The organism is Acinetobacter lwoffii (assembly GCF_049367455.1).
Classification (GTDB): Bacteria; Pseudomonadota; Gammaproteobacteria; order Pseudomonadales; family Moraxellaceae; genus Acinetobacter; species Acinetobacter lwoffii_W.
This window is the reverse complement of record NZ_JBMPXW010000001.1, coordinates 347755-363420: the sequence shown is the minus strand read 5'-3', so window position 1 is coordinate 363420 and position 15666 is coordinate 347755. Positions and strand designations below refer to the sequence as shown.

11 protein-coding genes are annotated in these 15666 nt (G+C 44.7%); 7 read left to right on the top strand and 4 right to left on the bottom strand.

All coding sequences use genetic code 11. The features are described from left to right. Positions 1-64 precede the first annotated feature (64 nt). Positions 65-2686, bottom strand: coding sequence for a Lon protease family protein (locus ACO1B7_RS01805; protein WP_420937429.1), 2622 nt, complete (start codon positions 2684-2686; stop codon positions 65-67). A gap of 198 nt (positions 2687-2884) precedes the next feature. On the opposite strand from ACO1B7_RS01805, the gene ACO1B7_RS01800 reads away from it, so the two are divergent. The 4 genes from ACO1B7_RS01800 to rpmE all read left to right on the top strand — a co-directional run bounded on the left by ACO1B7_RS01800 (position 2885) and on the right by rpmE (position 7001). Further along, a complete protein-coding gene (locus ACO1B7_RS01800; RefSeq protein ID WP_420937428.1) occupies positions 2885-5053 on the top strand; it encodes an AmpG family muropeptide MFS transporter in 2169 nt (722 codons plus the stop codon). A gap of 1 nt (position 5054) precedes the next feature. After that, positions 5055-5456 carry a lactoylglutathione lyase gene (gene gloA, locus ACO1B7_RS01795; protein ID WP_004279741.1) on the top strand — a complete coding sequence of 134 codons (402 nt, stop codon included), beginning with the start codon at positions 5055-5057 and terminating at the stop codon, positions 5454-5456. Between the two features lie 144 nt (positions 5457-5600). After that, the gene (locus ACO1B7_RS01790) at positions 5601-6581 is read left to right on the top strand and encodes a bile acid:sodium symporter family protein (protein ID WP_420937427.1); all 981 of its coding nucleotides are present in this window, start codon (positions 5601-5603) and stop codon (positions 6579-6581) included. Between the two features lie 195 nt (positions 6582-6776). Beyond that, a complete protein-coding gene (rpmE, locus tag ACO1B7_RS01785; protein ID WP_004279743.1) occupies positions 6777-7001 on the top strand; it encodes a 50S ribosomal protein L31 in 225 nt (74 codons plus the stop codon). A 99-nt stretch (positions 7002-7100) separates the two neighbouring features. Here rpmE and ACO1B7_RS01780 read toward each other — a convergent pair whose 3' ends face one another. The 3 genes from ACO1B7_RS01780 to epmB are packed head-to-tail and all read right to left on the bottom strand — an operon-like array spanning position 7101 to position 12025. Beyond that, positions 7101-9266: an EAL domain-containing protein gene (locus ACO1B7_RS01780; protein ID WP_420937426.1), complete on the bottom strand. Its 2166-nt coding sequence runs from the start codon at positions 9264-9266 to the stop codon at positions 7101-7103. Further along, positions 9248-10993, bottom strand: a complete 1746-nt coding sequence (locus tag ACO1B7_RS01775) for a GTPase (protein WP_420937425.1) — start codon at positions 10991-10993, stop codon at positions 9248-9250. Before ACO1B7_RS01775 ends, ACO1B7_RS01780 begins: the two co-directional genes overlap by 19 nt. Before the next feature lie 9 nt (positions 10994-11002). Next, positions 11003-12025, bottom strand: a complete 1023-nt coding sequence (gene epmB, locus ACO1B7_RS01770; RefSeq protein ID WP_222112004.1) for an EF-P beta-lysylation protein EpmB — start codon at positions 12023-12025, stop codon at positions 11003-11005. Positions 12026-12407: 382 nt separating this feature from the next. Here epmB and efp point away from each other — a divergent pair, with 382 nt between their 5' ends. The 3 genes from efp (at position 12408) to ACO1B7_RS01755 (ending at position 15561) form a co-directional block, all read left to right on the top strand. Beyond that, a complete protein-coding gene (gene efp, locus ACO1B7_RS01765; protein ID WP_004279747.1) occupies positions 12408-12977 on the top strand; it encodes an elongation factor P in 570 nt (189 codons plus the stop codon). 171 nt (positions 12978-13148) lie between these two features. Then, positions 13149-15248 (top strand): carbon starvation CstA family protein, encoded by a 2100-nt coding sequence (locus ACO1B7_RS01760; RefSeq protein WP_004730055.1) that lies wholly within the window; start codon positions 13149-13151, stop codon positions 15246-15248. A gap of 7 nt (positions 15249-15255) precedes the next feature. Continuing rightward, positions 15256-15561, top strand: a complete 306-nt coding sequence (locus ACO1B7_RS01755; RefSeq protein ID WP_171054308.1) for a YbdD/YjiX family protein — start codon at positions 15256-15258, stop codon at positions 15559-15561. Positions 15562-15666: the final 105 nt, after the last annotated feature.

Sequence of the window (15666 nt, the reverse complement as noted above, 5' to 3'; positions counted from 1 at the left end):
GTGAAAAAGCGCTTCATTGAGAAGCGCTTTTTTTATCTCTATTTTATCTGGAGCAAGGTCAGAGTTAATCCTCTGTCGCTGCATCCGGCTTTTCAACTGTCGAAGCATCAGCTTCAACTTCAGTTTGTGGCTCGACGATTTGCTTCTTGTCTTTTTTTTTCTTCTTCTTTTTCTTCGGCACTTCGACCAGTTCGGCACCATCTTCAATCGCTTGCCAATAATCCAGCTGTGCCATTACTGCGGCATAGATTGAATTTTTGCTATAGCGACCTTTTTTATCCAGCGTCCCGACAGGACGCGCCATCAGGATTTCCAGCGCCTGATCAATGGTATCAATCGCATGAATATGGAACTGACCCTCTTCCACGGCAAGGGTGACATCTTTACGCAGCATCAGATGTTGCATATTTTGACGCGGAATAATCACACCTTGTTTTCCGGTCAGACCTTGTAACTTGCAAGCATCAAAGAAACCTTCAATTTTGGCATTCACACCACCTACCGGCTGTACTTGTCCCAGCTGGTTCATGGAACCGGTAATGGCCCAGGATTGATCAATCGGTAACTGGCTGATGGCAGAAAGTAAGGCAGAAAGTTCCGCTACCGTGGCACTGTCACCATCGACCTGACCATAACTTTGTTCAAAGGCCAGCGCAGCAGAGAAGTGCAGGGTCTGTTCACGGCCGAAATGTGCTTTCAGGAAAGATGACATCAGCAACACACCCTTGGCATGTAAAGAGCCACCAAGTTCTACACTGCGCTCAATATCCAAAATATCACCGCCACCTTGATACACCGAAGCAGTCAGTCGTGAAGGCAGACCAAACTCAACATCAGCATAATGAATCACCGACAGGGCATTGATTTGGCCCAGACGATGACCACGGGTTTCGATCAATTGGGTACCACGGGTCAGATCCTGCCAGTACAGTTCACGTAAATAGCCGAGACGATATTTACGGTGATCCAGTGCGGTATTGATATGTTTTTCCGAGACCATCTTGTCACCGGCCTGGAAGGCATGATGATGTGCTTCACGAATCAGATCGCCCAGCGTCAGGGCGTGTAATGACAATGAACTTTGATCTTCGGCCTGACGGCTGGAATCTGTGAGCAAGGCGGCTAAAGCAGAACGGTCAAAAGGCAGTAATTTATCCGATTGTACATAGTCGGCAATCAGCTGCATATAGGCCTGCTCGTTATCGTCATTACGTTGTAATGTATCGGTAAAATCAGCACGGATTTTAAAGATGCTGCCCAGCTCGGGTTCAAGCTCTAAAATTTCATAATAAATTTCAGGCTCAGCCAGTAAGATGACCTTGATATTCAATGGAATCGAAGCAGGTTCAATCGAAATGCTGCCGGTCAGCGTGATCATATGCTCGAGCGAGGACAGTTTTAAATGCCCCGATTTAAGCGCGCGCTTCAAGCCTTGCCATGCATAGGGTTGTTCCAGCAATTGTTCCGCTTCCAGCATCAGGAAACCGCCATTGGCCTTATGCAATGTCCCTGGACGAATCAGGGTGAAGTCTGTAGTGATCGTGCCATTTTGGGTCAGTTGTTCTACATGTCCCAATAAATTGTAATGCGTTGGAAAATCTTCAAAGATCACCGGTGCGCCACTGTTCGGCTTGTGCGTAATAATCACATTGGCCTGATAACGTGCGGGAACGCGACTGAACAGTGCCGGAGTGAAGTCATCTTCTTCCTGTTCCAGCACAATTTCAACATTATTGATAATGTCTTCAGCATAATACTTCAGATAATGTTCCAGACCTTCCACGTGTTTGAATTTCGCCAGAATCTGTTCGACTCGCGGTAAGACCACCTGCTTGGCGATATCGCGGTTCAGGATCTGTACGCGATCGCGTGCATCATCTTCCAGATCACCCAGATGCAAACCCAGACGTTCCAGTTTCTTGTCCATATAGCGCATGTTGGACGCCAGTTCGGCACGATCTTTGTTGCTTAAGGCATTCAGATCTTCCTGAGACATTTCCTGCAATTTGTCATCAATCAGATGCACAGGGACAAAACAGTGCTCATCATGTCGAGAGATCAGCTTCAGATCCAGTTCTGCGCCTTCCTTGGTCAGTTCGATGAGCGCCTGCTGCTGCTCATCACCAGTTTCCTGGCGAATCATTTCAATGCGGTTGTGATAGGTCTCTGCAGTAAAACGGCGCTCAAGCTGTTTCAGAATGGTTTGCCAGCTTTGATTCAACATGGCTTGGAATTTTGGACCCTGACCCGGAGGCAGTTCCAGTGCAATCGGCTGACGCTGGTTCTGAAAGTTATTGACGTACACCCAGTCATTCGGGGTTTCCATAGTTTTGGCGTGCTGCTGCAGCAAACGCTTCACCATGGTGCGTTTTCCGAGTCCTGCTGTACCGACGGCAAAAATGTTATAACCGGAATAAGGTAGGGCAATCCCGGCCTCAACTGAGGCACGTGCACGATCTTGGCCCAAAAAGTTATTCAGGGGTTTGATCCGTTTGGTTGACGCAGGAATTTTTTCTAGGTTTGGAATATGCGTCAGCTGGGTGGATATTAACCGGGTATGGTCCAGAGTATTTTTAATTTCGCTTTGTTCAAATGCAGAGATAAGTAAATCTGAGCGGATTTTTTGTGGAGTTGTGCTGGTGTTGCTGGCAATAGAGGAATTAATTTGATCGAGTCTCTGGGTCACTGTTGAAAATCCAAAACGAAATATTACGTTGATAAGAGTTAAGGTATACAGATTTACTTGAAAAATTCAAGCCAACATGTCGCTTTTGCCCGAAAATAAAAAACCGGAAATGTGATAAATATATAAATCTTGTTGAAAGATACGCTATTACAGGATTGAATAGCAGCAATTGGTTTTTCTGTGGAAAATAATAAAGCAATGACAACACAAACGACGGGTTGGAAATCCGCCTTTACAGCATTTTTAGATCGACGTGCATTGATCATGCTGTTCTTGGGATTTTCGGCTGGTGTGCCGATTCTTCTGATTTTTTCCAGTCTGTCTTTATGGTTAGGTGAGGCCGGAATCAGCAAAAGTGCAGTAACTTTCTTTAGCTGGGCCGCATTGGGCTATTCGTTTAAATTCGTCTGGGCACCGCTCATTGATGAACTGCCAGTCCCATTTCTGACCAAGGCTCTGGGACGTCGTCGTGCCTGGTTGCTGATTGCGCAGATTCTGATTGTCTGTGCCATTTCCATTATGGCCTTTTCTGATCCGGCTTTGGGTGCAACACATTTACAGCAAATGGCGCTCGGTGCAGTCCTGCTTGGTTTCTCCGCAGCAACGCAGGATATTGTGATCGATGCCTACCGGATTGAGTTGGCGGAAACGCAGATGCAGACCGTATTGGCTTCCACCTATAATGCCGGTTACCGGATCGGCATGATTGTCGCTGGTGCAGGGGCATTGTTTCTTGCTGCATATCTAGGTACTGCCAAAGGCAATTATATTTACGATGCCTGGAAATGGACCTATCTGGCGATGGCTGCTGTCATGCTGGTCGGTATTATCACCACACTGTCCATTCGGGAGCCGCAGGTTGACCGTGTGCGCAAACACTATGTGCGCAATGATTATTTCCGTTTAGTCGCCGTATTTTTTGTGGCGGTAATCAGTTTTGTCTTGAGCTATATCTATTCAGGTAATCTGGTGGCCAGCATCACCGAACAATTCGCCATTCAAGATACCTTTGCCTTGTTCTGTTTTGAGGCCTTACGCTTTATTGGCTCAGGTGCTGTCGCATTTGCGATTGGTGCAAGCTTGGTAAAAATAGGTGCGGTTAACAAGCAGATGGCCTATGAAACCTGGGTCAATCCGGTTGCAGATTTCTTTAAACGTTACGGCTTGAAACTGGCGTTGGTCTTGTTATTGCTGATCGGTTTTTATCGGGTCTCCGATATTATTGCCGGCATCATTTCCAATGTGTTCTATCAGGACCTGAATTTCAGTAAAGAACAGATTGCCGAGGCGGTTAAAGTCTATGGGGTGATTTTCTCTTTAGTCGGTGGATTCCTTGGTGGTCTATTGGCCCAGAAAATGAACATCATGAAATTGATGTTTGTCGGTGCCGTGCTGGCCTGTTCCACCAACCTGATTTTTATCGGACTGGTCAAGTCTGGTGAAAAACTGGCAGCTGTCGAAGTTAAAGCCGGTAATCAGGTTTATCAGGCAGAGACCGATGAAGTTGGTTACTGGAAGCTGGATATATCGAGTGCTGTGCTGGCGCAGAGTAAACAGCTGCAAGTGTCAGCCGCTTATCTTAATACAGATAATACCAATCAAGCGCCTGTGCAGGTCAGTATGCCGTATTTGACTGCAGAACAGGGCAGCACCCAGTTACAGATCCTGCCGATTACCAGTGACAATACACTCACTGTAGCTGAACAGGACAAGACCATTGTGGTGCGTGGCCAGTATGTCGGTGAAGCACTGCAAGAGAATCAAAAGATTGTTTTGCAAATCAATGATCAGAATATTGAGGCAAAACTGGAAAGTGAAGGCGTATTTACTGCCGCGATTCCTGCACAGCAACTGATTCAGTCACCTGCACATATTATCAGTGCAGTTTTGATGCAAGATGATCAGGCACTTCAGCAAACAACGCATGTTTATCAGGTCAATGATCAGCTGAGCAATACCCAGAATCTGGATGTCGATATTCAGCCCTTGGCAGTGGTGGATGGCAACAGTTCAGATACGGTCGAAGTCAGTGGTAAGGTAATTAAACCTTATAGCGACAAGTGGCTTTATTTTGCCATTATTGTCGATAATCTGGCTGCAGGGCTGGCTGGTGCTGCGTTTATTGCATTCTTGTCAAGCTTGACCAGTGTGTCATTTACCGCTGTTCAATATGCGATTTTTAGCTCACTCATGACCCTGACCCCTAAGATTTTAGGCGGATATTCGGGTACTATAGTGACCAATATCGGTTATCCGAATTTCTTCCTGATGACCACTTTAATTGGGATTCCGATCCTGATTCTGGTGGTTTGGGTCGCAAAACTGCTCGGTGAACACCAACAACAATCTGTACAGAAGGATGATTAATATGCGCATGCTGCATACCATGTTACGTGTAGGCAATTTAGAACAATCTCTCAAGTTCTATACTGAAGTACTTGGCATGACTTTGCTTCGTAAGCGTGATTACGAAGAAGGCCGTTTTACCCTGGCTTTTGTCGGTTATGGCGATGAAGAAAATCACACCGTACTGGAATTGACGCATAACTGGGATACAGACAGCTATGAACTGGGCAATGCTTATGGTCATATCGCAATTGCAGTCGATGATGCATACAAGGCGTGTGAAGAGATTAAAGCGCGTGGCGGTAATGTGGTGCGTGAAGCCGGCCCAATGAAAGGTGGCGTGACTGTAATTGCATTTGTTGAAGATCCAGATGGCTACAAGATCGAGCTGATTCAGCAAGACAACAATGCACGTAATAACTAAGTGTGATGTGGCGAGATATATGAAATGCATTCATGTATAGATGAAAATATTACATCAATCTGAGTGCATAGCATGGGCCCGGCATCTGTTAAGATAGCCGGGCATTTTTATATCAAACAATAAAATCTGAGGGATTATAGGGATATGCTTAAGTTCTTGGCATTGGATCGGTTTACGATACTGTTGTTTGTGATGGTTTTGCTGGCCAGTGTGCTGCCAGTTTCGGGGCAGGCGGCTGAAGTCTTTGGCTGGGTAACGACAGGAGCGATTGCCATCCTGTTTTTCCTGCACGGCGCCAAACTGTCTCGTGAAGCCGTGGTGCAAGGCATTATGCACTGGAAATTGCATACTTTGGTTTTTGCGCTAACTTTTGCCCTGTTTCCAATTCTCGGACTTCTGGCCAAGCCGATTTTATTGCCAATGCTCGGACAGGAGCTGTATTGGGGTTTCCTGTTTATGTGTTTCCTGCCATCCACTGTGCAATCCTCGATCGCCTTTACTTCAGTGGCTCATGGCAATGTCGCCGGGGCGGTATGTAGTGCCTCTTTTTCCAATTTGATCGGGATGTTTATTACTCCGCTATTGGTAGCATTTTTTATTCTCGGTCAATCTGATCATGGTTTTGATCCGACTTCCTCGATTATCCAGATTACACTGCTGCTCTTGGTGCCATTTATTTTAGGGCAGATTCTGCGTCCATGGATCTATCCGCAAATGATGAAAATGCCAAAAATCGTCAAGGTCTTCGATCAAGGTTCTATTTTATTGGTGGTGTATGGAGCTTTTAGTAGCGCCGTAGTGGCCGGGTTGTGGAATGAAGTGAGCCTGAGTACCTTATTGTTGTTATTGCTGGCTTGTTCGGTGTTACTCACCATTGTGATGCTATTATCACTTTATATTCCACGCTGGCTGGGCTTTGATCGCGCTGATCAGAAAACGGTGTTCTTCTGTGGCTCCAAGAAAACCCTGGCCAGTGGCGTACCAATGGCGCAAATTTTATTTATTGGCCAGCCGCTGGGCATGATTGTCTTGCCGATCATGATTTTCCATCAGATTCAGTTAATGGTCTGCGGGATTATTGCCAATCTGTGGGCCAAAGAGAGTGGATTGGAAGCTGAAGAATAATTCGCATATTGAATTCGTTTCACGTATAATAATGCCCACTTGTTGTGCTTAGCTCTGACGGTATCCGTCTCGGTGGGCCAAAAGAATGGTCTGTTGTGGTGTTGATCTGCATGAACGATGTTCCTGCTTCCTCATTTGAGAGTGATCAATAGCGATGACAGCTAAACCTTCTTGAATCTAATGGAGTAATCGACGATGCGCGCCGATATTCACCCAAAATATGAAACTTTAGTTGCTACTTGTTCATGTGGTAACGTAATCGAAACTCGTTCAGCTCTTGGTAAAGAAACTCTTTATCTAGACGTATGTTCAGCTTGCCACCCGTTCTACACTGGTAAGCAGAAGAACGTTGACACTGGCGGTCGTATCGACAAGTTCAAACAACGTTTTGCTGGTATGTCACGTTCTGTTAAACGTTAATACCCAAAATAAAAAAAACGGGTGTTCAGCCCGTTTTTTTGTACCTGCAATTCAGAAGATGATCATGCCACTTTCTAAGTTGCAGGTTTGTAGCAGCACTTAATGCTCTTGCACATCAATCAAATGATCAAGTTTTTTCTGGAAATAATTCCCCTGAATAAAGCGGGCATCCACGTTCCAGGCATTCGCGAACAGTGTCATATCATTTAATTCACGGATCAGAATATTGAGTGGCTTGATTTCATTGTAGCTGGTAATTTTTTCCTGTAGTTGCTCAATCTCGGTATCTTTATTGAGCATATTGGTTAAGTTTGAATGTAAGCTGACACCATCCAGTTCAAGTTCGCGCAGTAAATTTTGACTGTACATGGATTGACCAAAATCACGCAGTGCAATCAGTGCGCCATGTTCATACAGCACGCGTAGATATTTTTGTGCATCTTGTTGATTCAGTAAAATATCTTCTTCTGAGAATTGCAAGATTAGCGGATGCTTCACTTTACTGCGAATAATCGTAATCAGCTTGGAAATAAATTCCGGGAAGGTGCGGTCTTTAAATAGTACGGCACGGTTCAAATTGACAATTAAGCTTGCATCAGGATACTGGGTAATAAAGTTGTGTAGCTGTTTACTGGCTTCAACCAGAATCCAGCGATCCAGTTTAATGGACAGTTCATCATCTTCATGAAGTTCTAAAAGGCTAGAAATATCCTGCCATTTATTCTCAAAAATAAAGCCACTGGTCACTTCATAGGTATATAAACGCGTATCTTCTTTATCATAGAGTTGCTGATACTTTAAATGAATCTCACCACGTTCCAGACATTCACTTAAGGCTTTCAAAATAGAAGGTGTAGCGCTAGGAATAGACGTGACTGCTGGACTGACGGCTGCCAATGTTGGGCTGGCAACTGGTGTTTCAGCAACACTGAAATCTATACTTGGCATTTCTACCGCAACCGGACTGCTCAGTGACGCAGGAATATCAAGTTTAAATTCAGGTACAGCTTCTGCTTGAGGTAAAGATGTCGAGAATGCTTGTCCAATCAGCGTATTGCAGTGCATTTCATCCTGCAAACCCTGTTCAAGCATGACATAGCCCAAGCGCAAATTTAGAGGGAATGACTTTTGTCCCACTGTAATGAGTTGCGGTTTGCTTAAGGCATTTAAACTGATCAGTTTGGATTCAAGAATTGCTTTAGAGTCTGCCTGAAACAGACCGACAACGACATCATATTCCAGTTTAAACAGGGGAATATGGGTCTGTTCCTTGAGGAATTCTTTGACTGCATCAAAGTACCCATTAAAAGTGGCCCAGTCAGATTGTAGAACTTCCGGGTCATATGCACTTAAAGAGAAAGTGACTAAGGCATTCACCGGTGCAGACTGCTTGTTCAGTTCACGTTTAAGTGACTGAAAAACACTTGGTTTTCCAGGAGTTTTCTCGGAAAAAACTGTTTGAGATTGAGTATCAATGCTAATTTGTACTGCATCTTCTTCAGCAGTTGAAGGCAAGAATTCCAGTTTTAATGGGTTAGATGCGGACACATGCGGATTCAGAGACTGAATCTCGACTCGACCTAAATCAAATTGACCCTGAGAGATCTTTTTGAAACGGGTTTTAAAATCATTCAAATCTGAAGGCTGGAGCAGATCTAGTAAAGGTAGACCAATGATCTCATCTTCATTTTGCAAGCCAAACAGTTTCAGGTAGTCCGCATTCGCCTGAATGTGAATCCCTTCCTGAATGGTTGCAACAGCACGGTTGCTGTCGTCTACCAAAGATTGTGCCTGAATTTGTGCTGTTTCCAGCTCCGTCATTAAATGTTGCTGAGACTGTGACAAACGGCTAAATGACAATGCTCGAACCAGTCCCACATAAAAGCGTTCCAGGTAGTCAAAATTGAGAATGTCATAGATCCCTTTACGGATATATTGCGCATATTGTTCAGCCTGGTAATCATCCGGTTTAAGCAAAATCATCGGCAGATTAGGCTGCTGCGAAAGGCGCACCAAACTTAAGGCCTGTTCATATTTCAGGTCGTAGGCACGCCCAAAAATAATCAGATCCCAGTTGAAATTTAATTGTTTTTCAAAAGATTGCAGATCATCCAGCAGGACAGCATCTACCTGATAATCATTACTGGTCAGCAGATCACGGATTTGGTTATATCTAATTTGATTATCATCAATAATCAGTAAACGTGTTTCAGTACGTTTTAACTTTTTAGACAATAATGGATTTCTCACTTCAATGCTTCCCATAAATCATGATTTCTGCTTTCATTCATGTGCTGATCGATAAAGTTTTCGATCATCTCTTCTTCCTGATCATTCAATAATTCATAATCAAAACGGATGAAACTCTGCGTAATCAGTTGTGCTTTGGTCAGATAGATTTTGAGTTCTTCCTGACCGAGACGTAAATGAATCGTTTGTTTTTCCCTAAACATCTGGGAGCCAGACACGATGAGACTGGTCGAAACCTGATCAAGTTGCGTCATTTTCACCAAGAGTGCGGGTTGATAATTGACATGATGACGTTCAGTACGTGCATAGGCCGCGCAAGGAAAGAGTTCTTGTGCCAGAATTTCTAGTCCGATTTCTAGGCTCTTATCCGTTGACTGCTTGATCCAGCGAATCACACCGCCACGCCACTGGCTCTGGGTTTTTTCCTGAACCAGAATAAATTCACCGGTTTTTAAATTGGCAGGCGTAACACCGGTCCATTTAATCCGGTAACCATTGACACTGATATCCAGAACTTCAGCGCTATGGATCTGTTTCGTTTCACGATCGAGCGCCTTGATACTGCTAAAGGCACTTGGAATCGTGTTTTCCATCGAGCTGACAAAACTGCTTTCGCTCTGGAAATTATAATTGGCATCGAGTTCCAGGGTTTCGTTGAAGTTTTTACCTTTAGACAGGTAAAAATGCGCCACGCTTAAGCCAAAGCAGATATTGATCTGTGCTGAATATTCATAACGTTCATGACGACGCTCAACATTGTTCGAGAGCAGATTGTAGATATGAAAATGCAGTGCAGGGGTCAGGAACAGTTTTTCATTTCGCGATAGATACTGGGCATTTTTGCTTTGAGTACCCGTTAAATGATCCATCAGGTTCTGTGTGGAAATATAGAAGCTCGGCTGAAACTGTGGCTCTTGATGGGTGTTAAAGATCGGTGGATGGTCTTTGCTGGCATCAACCACATAACGGGACAGCGTGGTTTCCTTCGGCAGGATCTGCACCAGTTTGGCCCAGTCAAAACTGCATACATACAAGCCCTGAATTTCTGCAGGCCGGATCTGATGAGTATTGAAGATATCCAGTAAAATCAGCTGTGCATAGGCATGTGCAATATTCTGGATTTCATGCTGGGTGCCTAATACCTGATTGATATTGCTTTGATAGAAATTATTGTTTATTGCACATTCAAGCAGTTGATGGGCAGCCAGCCATTGTCCCAGACCTGGCGTGCTATACAGCATATGCTGTTGATATAACAGAAGTGTGAGTTGTTGCAGGGCATAATAAATCGACACCATTCGGGCAGTTTGAATGCTTTTCTTTTTACCCAGAGAGAATAGCGAAAACTTCTGATGGGTCAGCTGATGATTACAGCGTTTGACGATGTCAATATAAATTTTGGCAAAATGACTGCGCAGCAGCATGGCCAGTTCAATAATCTGGTCATTACGATCCGATGTGATCAGTCCCTGATTGACAAAATGCTTTTCCAGACTGGTCAGAACATTTTCAAGGGTAGGATGCAAGACCTGAATCAGGTCAAAGCGCAGGGTTTCTGTACATTTCAGCTCGGAAACTTCCAATAGGGCATTAAACAGGGATTTGGATGAATTCCCCAGCTGTAGAATCGAAATGCCCGCAACCCATTCCTGCAAAGCCTTGGCAGTGGTTGGGCAAAAGCTCAACTGCTCTCGTTTAAGTTCCGTCGGTGTCTGAAAAATGTCTGAAGTATGCGTGCTCATCTTTATTATTTAACTCAAAAATGTTGAAACCCCAAAAAGCGGTGTCTTATTCTTCTCGCCCGCTATTTCTCGAACCAGTTTAGGAACCAAATACCCCGGAAGGTTCGCTAAAACTTCTGTATAAATCTCATTAATATGGTCAGGCACCAAATCAAAATGATGCGCACCTTTTACTTTATCAAGTACATGTAAATAATAAGGCATGACCCCGGCATCAAACAAGCGATAGCTTAAATCTACTAAAACCTGAGCAGAATCATTCACCCCGTTTAATAAAACTGCCTGATTCAGAACGGTGATCTGCTGTTGAACCAGTTGGTTTAAACGCTTGCAAGTGAAGTCATCCAGCTCCGATGCATGGTTTGAGTGTACCACCAGAATAATACGTAGCCTACTGTTTTTTAACATGCTAAGTAGCTCTTCGTCGACTCGGTTGGGGATCACAATAGGAACTCGTGAATGTATTCTTAAGAATTTGAGATGTGGTACTGATTCTAGTCGTTCAATCCAGGTTTTTAATTTCCGGTTCGATAAGGTTAATGGATCACCGCCGCTCAGAATTACTTCATTAATATCAGGCTGGCTTTCCAGATATTGCTTGATATTTATCCAGTCTTCGTTTTTAGGCAGATTTTCCTGATAGGGGAAATGTCGGCGGAAACAATAACGGCAATGCACGGCACAGGCACCAGTCAAGGTCAGCAAGAAACGGGATTTATATTTGTGCAGTACGCCGGGTTGCTGATTGGCCTGTTCTTCGCCCAAGGGATCGGTAACAAATCCTGGATGTTCTTCCAGTTCCAGATGATGGGGCAGCACTTGTAAAAGCAATGGGTCTAAAGGGTTTCCGGTCTGCATTTTGCCCACAAAAGCACGTGGTACGCGCAGTTTAAACTGTTCAGAAGCTAAAATGGCGCCTGAGAGAAGCTGTTCAGGTGCGAGTTGCAGCACTTCAAGCAGTTCGCGTGGATCAGTGATCAGGTCGCTGAGCTGTGATTGCCAGTTTTGTTCTTGATATAAATAGTTCGTCATGCCGGAAGATTAACAATAATAAGTGAGAGGACAAAGCCTGATGGGCACAGTTTAACAGTTTGTGCGGAAGCGCAATAATCCACTGCGCTATAAAATAAAGAGTGATTCAGCTATGCTGATCTTCGTGCTCGCCTGATGGTATTTTAACGTTGAGCAAGACATGAATAAACAAAGGATTTTCATGTCTGATTGTAACTTAAACAGCCTGAGTGGGTGAAAGCGGATTTTTTCATTGCGGCAAAGTGTATTGCTCATTTAGAATACGCAACATCAAATGAATGTGCATGTGGCAACTCAATGTTCGTGTCAGACTTGCTAAATGACATCGCAACAGCCCATAGCATCAATAGATTAAAGTTAGTAAGTTTGGAGTGCGCCAGTCATGGCCTATTATTCTACGAATGATTTCAAGTCAGGCCTTAAGGTTATGCTTGATGGCAACCCATGTTCAATCATGGAAAACGAATACGTAAAACCAGGTAAAGGCCAAGCTTTTAACCGCGTAAAATTACGTAACCTTAAATCAGGTAAAGTTCTGGAAAAAACTTTCAAATCAGGCGAGAACCTAGAAGCGGCTGATATCGTTGAAGTAGAAATGGAATACTTGTACAACGATGGCGAAATGTGGAACTTCATGGATCCTGTTACCTTTGAACAGATCGCAGCTGATAAAACAGCAATGAGCGATGCTGCAAAATGGTTAAAAGACGATTCAAATGAAAAATGTACCATCATGTTGTTCAATGGCGTGCCTTTAAACGTGACTCCACCGAACTTCGTCGTACTTAAAATCGTTGAAACTGATCCAGGTGTTCGTGGTGATACTTCTGGCGGTGGCGGTAAGCCAGCGAAACTTGAAACAGGTGCTGTAGTACGTGTTCCATTATTCGTACAGCAAGAAGAAAGCGTTCGTGTAGATACCCGTACTGGTGACTATTTAGAACGTGCATAATGGTTTGAAAATAGACTATTATCGAGAGGGATGATTTAAATCATCCCTTTTTTTATGCCAAAGTCGTAGAGGAAAAGCAAAAGAACAGGCGTAAAGTCGCAAGGGAAAACAGCAGTACCTCGAACAACAACAATCACGCTGATTTGTATGCATCACAATATGAGGGATTGAATGGAAACTTTACAAAAGAAGTCGACGCTGACTTCGAAAATGATTTGGCTTTTGGTAGCCATTGTGGGTGCAGTCTCCTTTGGAGTCCTGGCACTGAGTCGGGGTGAGCATGTCAATGCAGTCTGGCTGGTACTTGCCGCCGCCTGCGTCTATAGCATTGCTTACCGTTTCTACAGTTTGTTTATCGCCACCAAAGTATTTGAGCTGAATGAACGCCGTTTAACGCCTGCGCATCGTCTGGCCGATGGTCTGGACTATGTGCCGACCAATAAAAGCGTTCTGTTTGGCCATCACTTTGCGGCGATTGCCGGTGCAGGTCCTTTAGTCGGTCCAATCCTTGCAGCGCAGATGGGTTATCTGCCGGGCACGATCTGGCTACTGGTCGGCGTGGTGCTTGCCGGTGCAGTCCAGGATTTTCTGGTGCTGTTTATTTCTACCCGTCGTGACGGTCGATCACTCGGTGAAATGGCCAAGCAGGAACTGGGTACTTTTGCCGGTATTATCGTGATGCTTGGTGCCTTGGGTGTGATGATTATCATTCTGGCGGTATTGGCACTGGTGGTGGTGAAAGCGCTAACCAACAGCCCATGGGGTGTGTTCAGTATTGCAGCCACCATTCCGATTGCGATCTTTATGGGCATCTACATGCGTTTTATCCGCCCGGGTAAAATTGCTGAAGTTTCGATTATTGGTTTCGTCTTGATGATGCTGGGCATTATCTACGGTGAAAACATCGCACAACATCCATATTGGGGGCCATTCTTTACACTTTCTGGCACTGAACTGACTTGGGCGCTGATCATTTATGGTTTTATTGCTTCGGTACTGCCAGTCTGGCTATTGCTTGCCCCACGTGATTATCTGTCGACCTTCCTGAAAATTGGCGTGATTGCAGGTTTGGCCGTGGGTATCCTGTTTGCCATGCCTGAAATGAAACTGCCAGCGATTACCAAATTCGTTGATGGTACTGGTCCTGTATTCGCAGGTTCTATGTTTCCATTCCTGTTTATTACTATTGCCTGTGGTGCGATTTCCGGTTTCCATGCCTTGGTTTCTTCAGGGACGACACCGAAACTGGTCAATAACGAACGCGATATCCGTATGATCGGTTATGGCGGCATGTTGATGGAATCTTTTGTAGCGATCATGGCCTTGATCTGTGCTGCAATTCTGGATCCAGGAATTTATTTTGCGATTAACTCACCAGCAGCCTTGCTTGGTACTACTGCAGAAAGTGCAGCAGAAGCAGTGCGAACCCTTGGTTTTGTGGTAACGCCTGAAGCCTTGACTTTACTGGCACAGGAAGTCGGTGAAAATTCGATTCTGTCACGTACTGGTGGTGCGCCAACTTTTGCAATTGGTATGGCACATATCATTACGGAAATTTTCAACAGCCGTGAAATGATGGCATTCTGGTATCACTTTGCGATTCTATTTGAAGCATTATTCATCCTGACTGCTGTTGATGCCGGTACTCGTGCCTGTCGTTTCATGGTTCAGGATACCGTCGGTATCGTGATTCCTGCGGTAAAACAATCTCATAACTTCTTCGGAAACCTGTTGGGTACTGCGGTTGCAGTGGCAGGCTGGGGCTTCTTCGTCTATCAGGGCGTCGTCGATCCATTAGGCGGGATTAACAGTTTATGGCCACTCTTCGGTATTGGTAACCAGATTCTGGCTGCGATGGCGCTCATTCTCGGTACCGTCATTCTGTTCAAGATGAAAAAACAGAAATATGTCTGGGTGACAATTATCCCGACAGTGTTCCTGTTCATCACTTCCATGACAGCAGGCTGGCAAAAGATTTTCCACGAAAATCCAAAGATTGGTTTCCTTGCGCAAGCTGACCGTTTCAACACGGCGATTGCCAATAATGAAATCCTGGCGCCAGCGAAAACTGTGGCAGAAATGCAGACGGTGGCGATGTCAAACCAGATCAATGCTGCACTCTGTGCTTTCTTTATGATTGTGGCCTTTGTGATGTTGTTTGCCGCGATTCGGGTGATCCGTCGTGCCTTGGCCAATCCTGAGCCATCTGTGCATGAAGCAGAAGCGATTTATCGCGATCCTGAAGAGATTCAGCCAGCGAAAGGTCATTAAGGGGAATATTATGAATCTGAAGTTTGCCAAAAGCGGGAAAACGATGATTTATAAAATCATCAAAATGACCGTGATGTCACAAAAGGATTTAATCCTGAATCCGAAAAACTGGTCACGGATTGCGACCTTGTGGCAACGTTTGCAGCAAAGTTTCCGCCTGATGGTTGGTGTCCCTGATTATCAGACCTATGTGGAGCATATGCGCAAGCATCATCCGGATCTGGAAGCTATGGACCCGAAAACATTTTATCGCCATTGTGTGGATTCCCGTTATCCATCTGCGGGTGGTGATATGAAGAAGTGTCCGTGTTAATCATTAATTCATAGCAAGCGCCTTTCGGGGCGCTTTTTTTATCATGCAAAATTAATATGAGAAATAGACGATTCGGTTAAATCTGATGTCATTGACTGAGCTAGC

What these genes read in the sequence shown, in the direction of transcription:
- ACO1B7_RS01800 (WP_420937428.1), top strand. Translation starts at nt 2,885, where the DNA reads ATGACAACACAAACGACGGGTTGGAAATCCGCCTTTACAGCATTTTTA.
- gloA (WP_004279741.1), top strand. Translation starts at nt 5,055, where the DNA reads ATGCGCATGCTGCATACCATGTTACGTGTAGGCAATTTAGAACAATCT.
- ACO1B7_RS01790 (WP_420937427.1), top strand. Translation starts at nt 5,601, where the DNA reads ATGCTTAAGTTCTTGGCATTGGATCGGTTTACGATACTGTTGTTTGTG.
- rpmE (WP_004279743.1), top strand. Translation starts at nt 6,777, where the DNA reads ATGCGCGCCGATATTCACCCAAAATATGAAACTTTAGTTGCTACTTGT.
- ACO1B7_RS01780 (WP_420937426.1), bottom strand. Translation starts at nt 9,266, where the DNA reads ATGGGAAGCATTGAAGTGAGAAATCCATTATTGTCTAAAAAGTTAAAA.
- ACO1B7_RS01775 (WP_420937425.1), bottom strand. Translation starts at nt 10,993, where the DNA reads ATGAGCACGCATACTTCAGACATTTTTCAGACACCGACGGAACTTAAA.
- epmB (WP_222112004.1), bottom strand. Translation starts at nt 12,025, where the DNA reads ATGACGAACTATTTATATCAAGAACAAAACTGGCAATCACAGCTCAGC.
- efp (WP_004279747.1), top strand. Translation starts at nt 12,408, where the DNA reads ATGGCCTATTATTCTACGAATGATTTCAAGTCAGGCCTTAAGGTTATG.
- ACO1B7_RS01760 (WP_004730055.1), top strand. Translation starts at nt 13,149, where the DNA reads ATGGAAACTTTACAAAAGAAGTCGACGCTGACTTCGAAAATGATTTGG.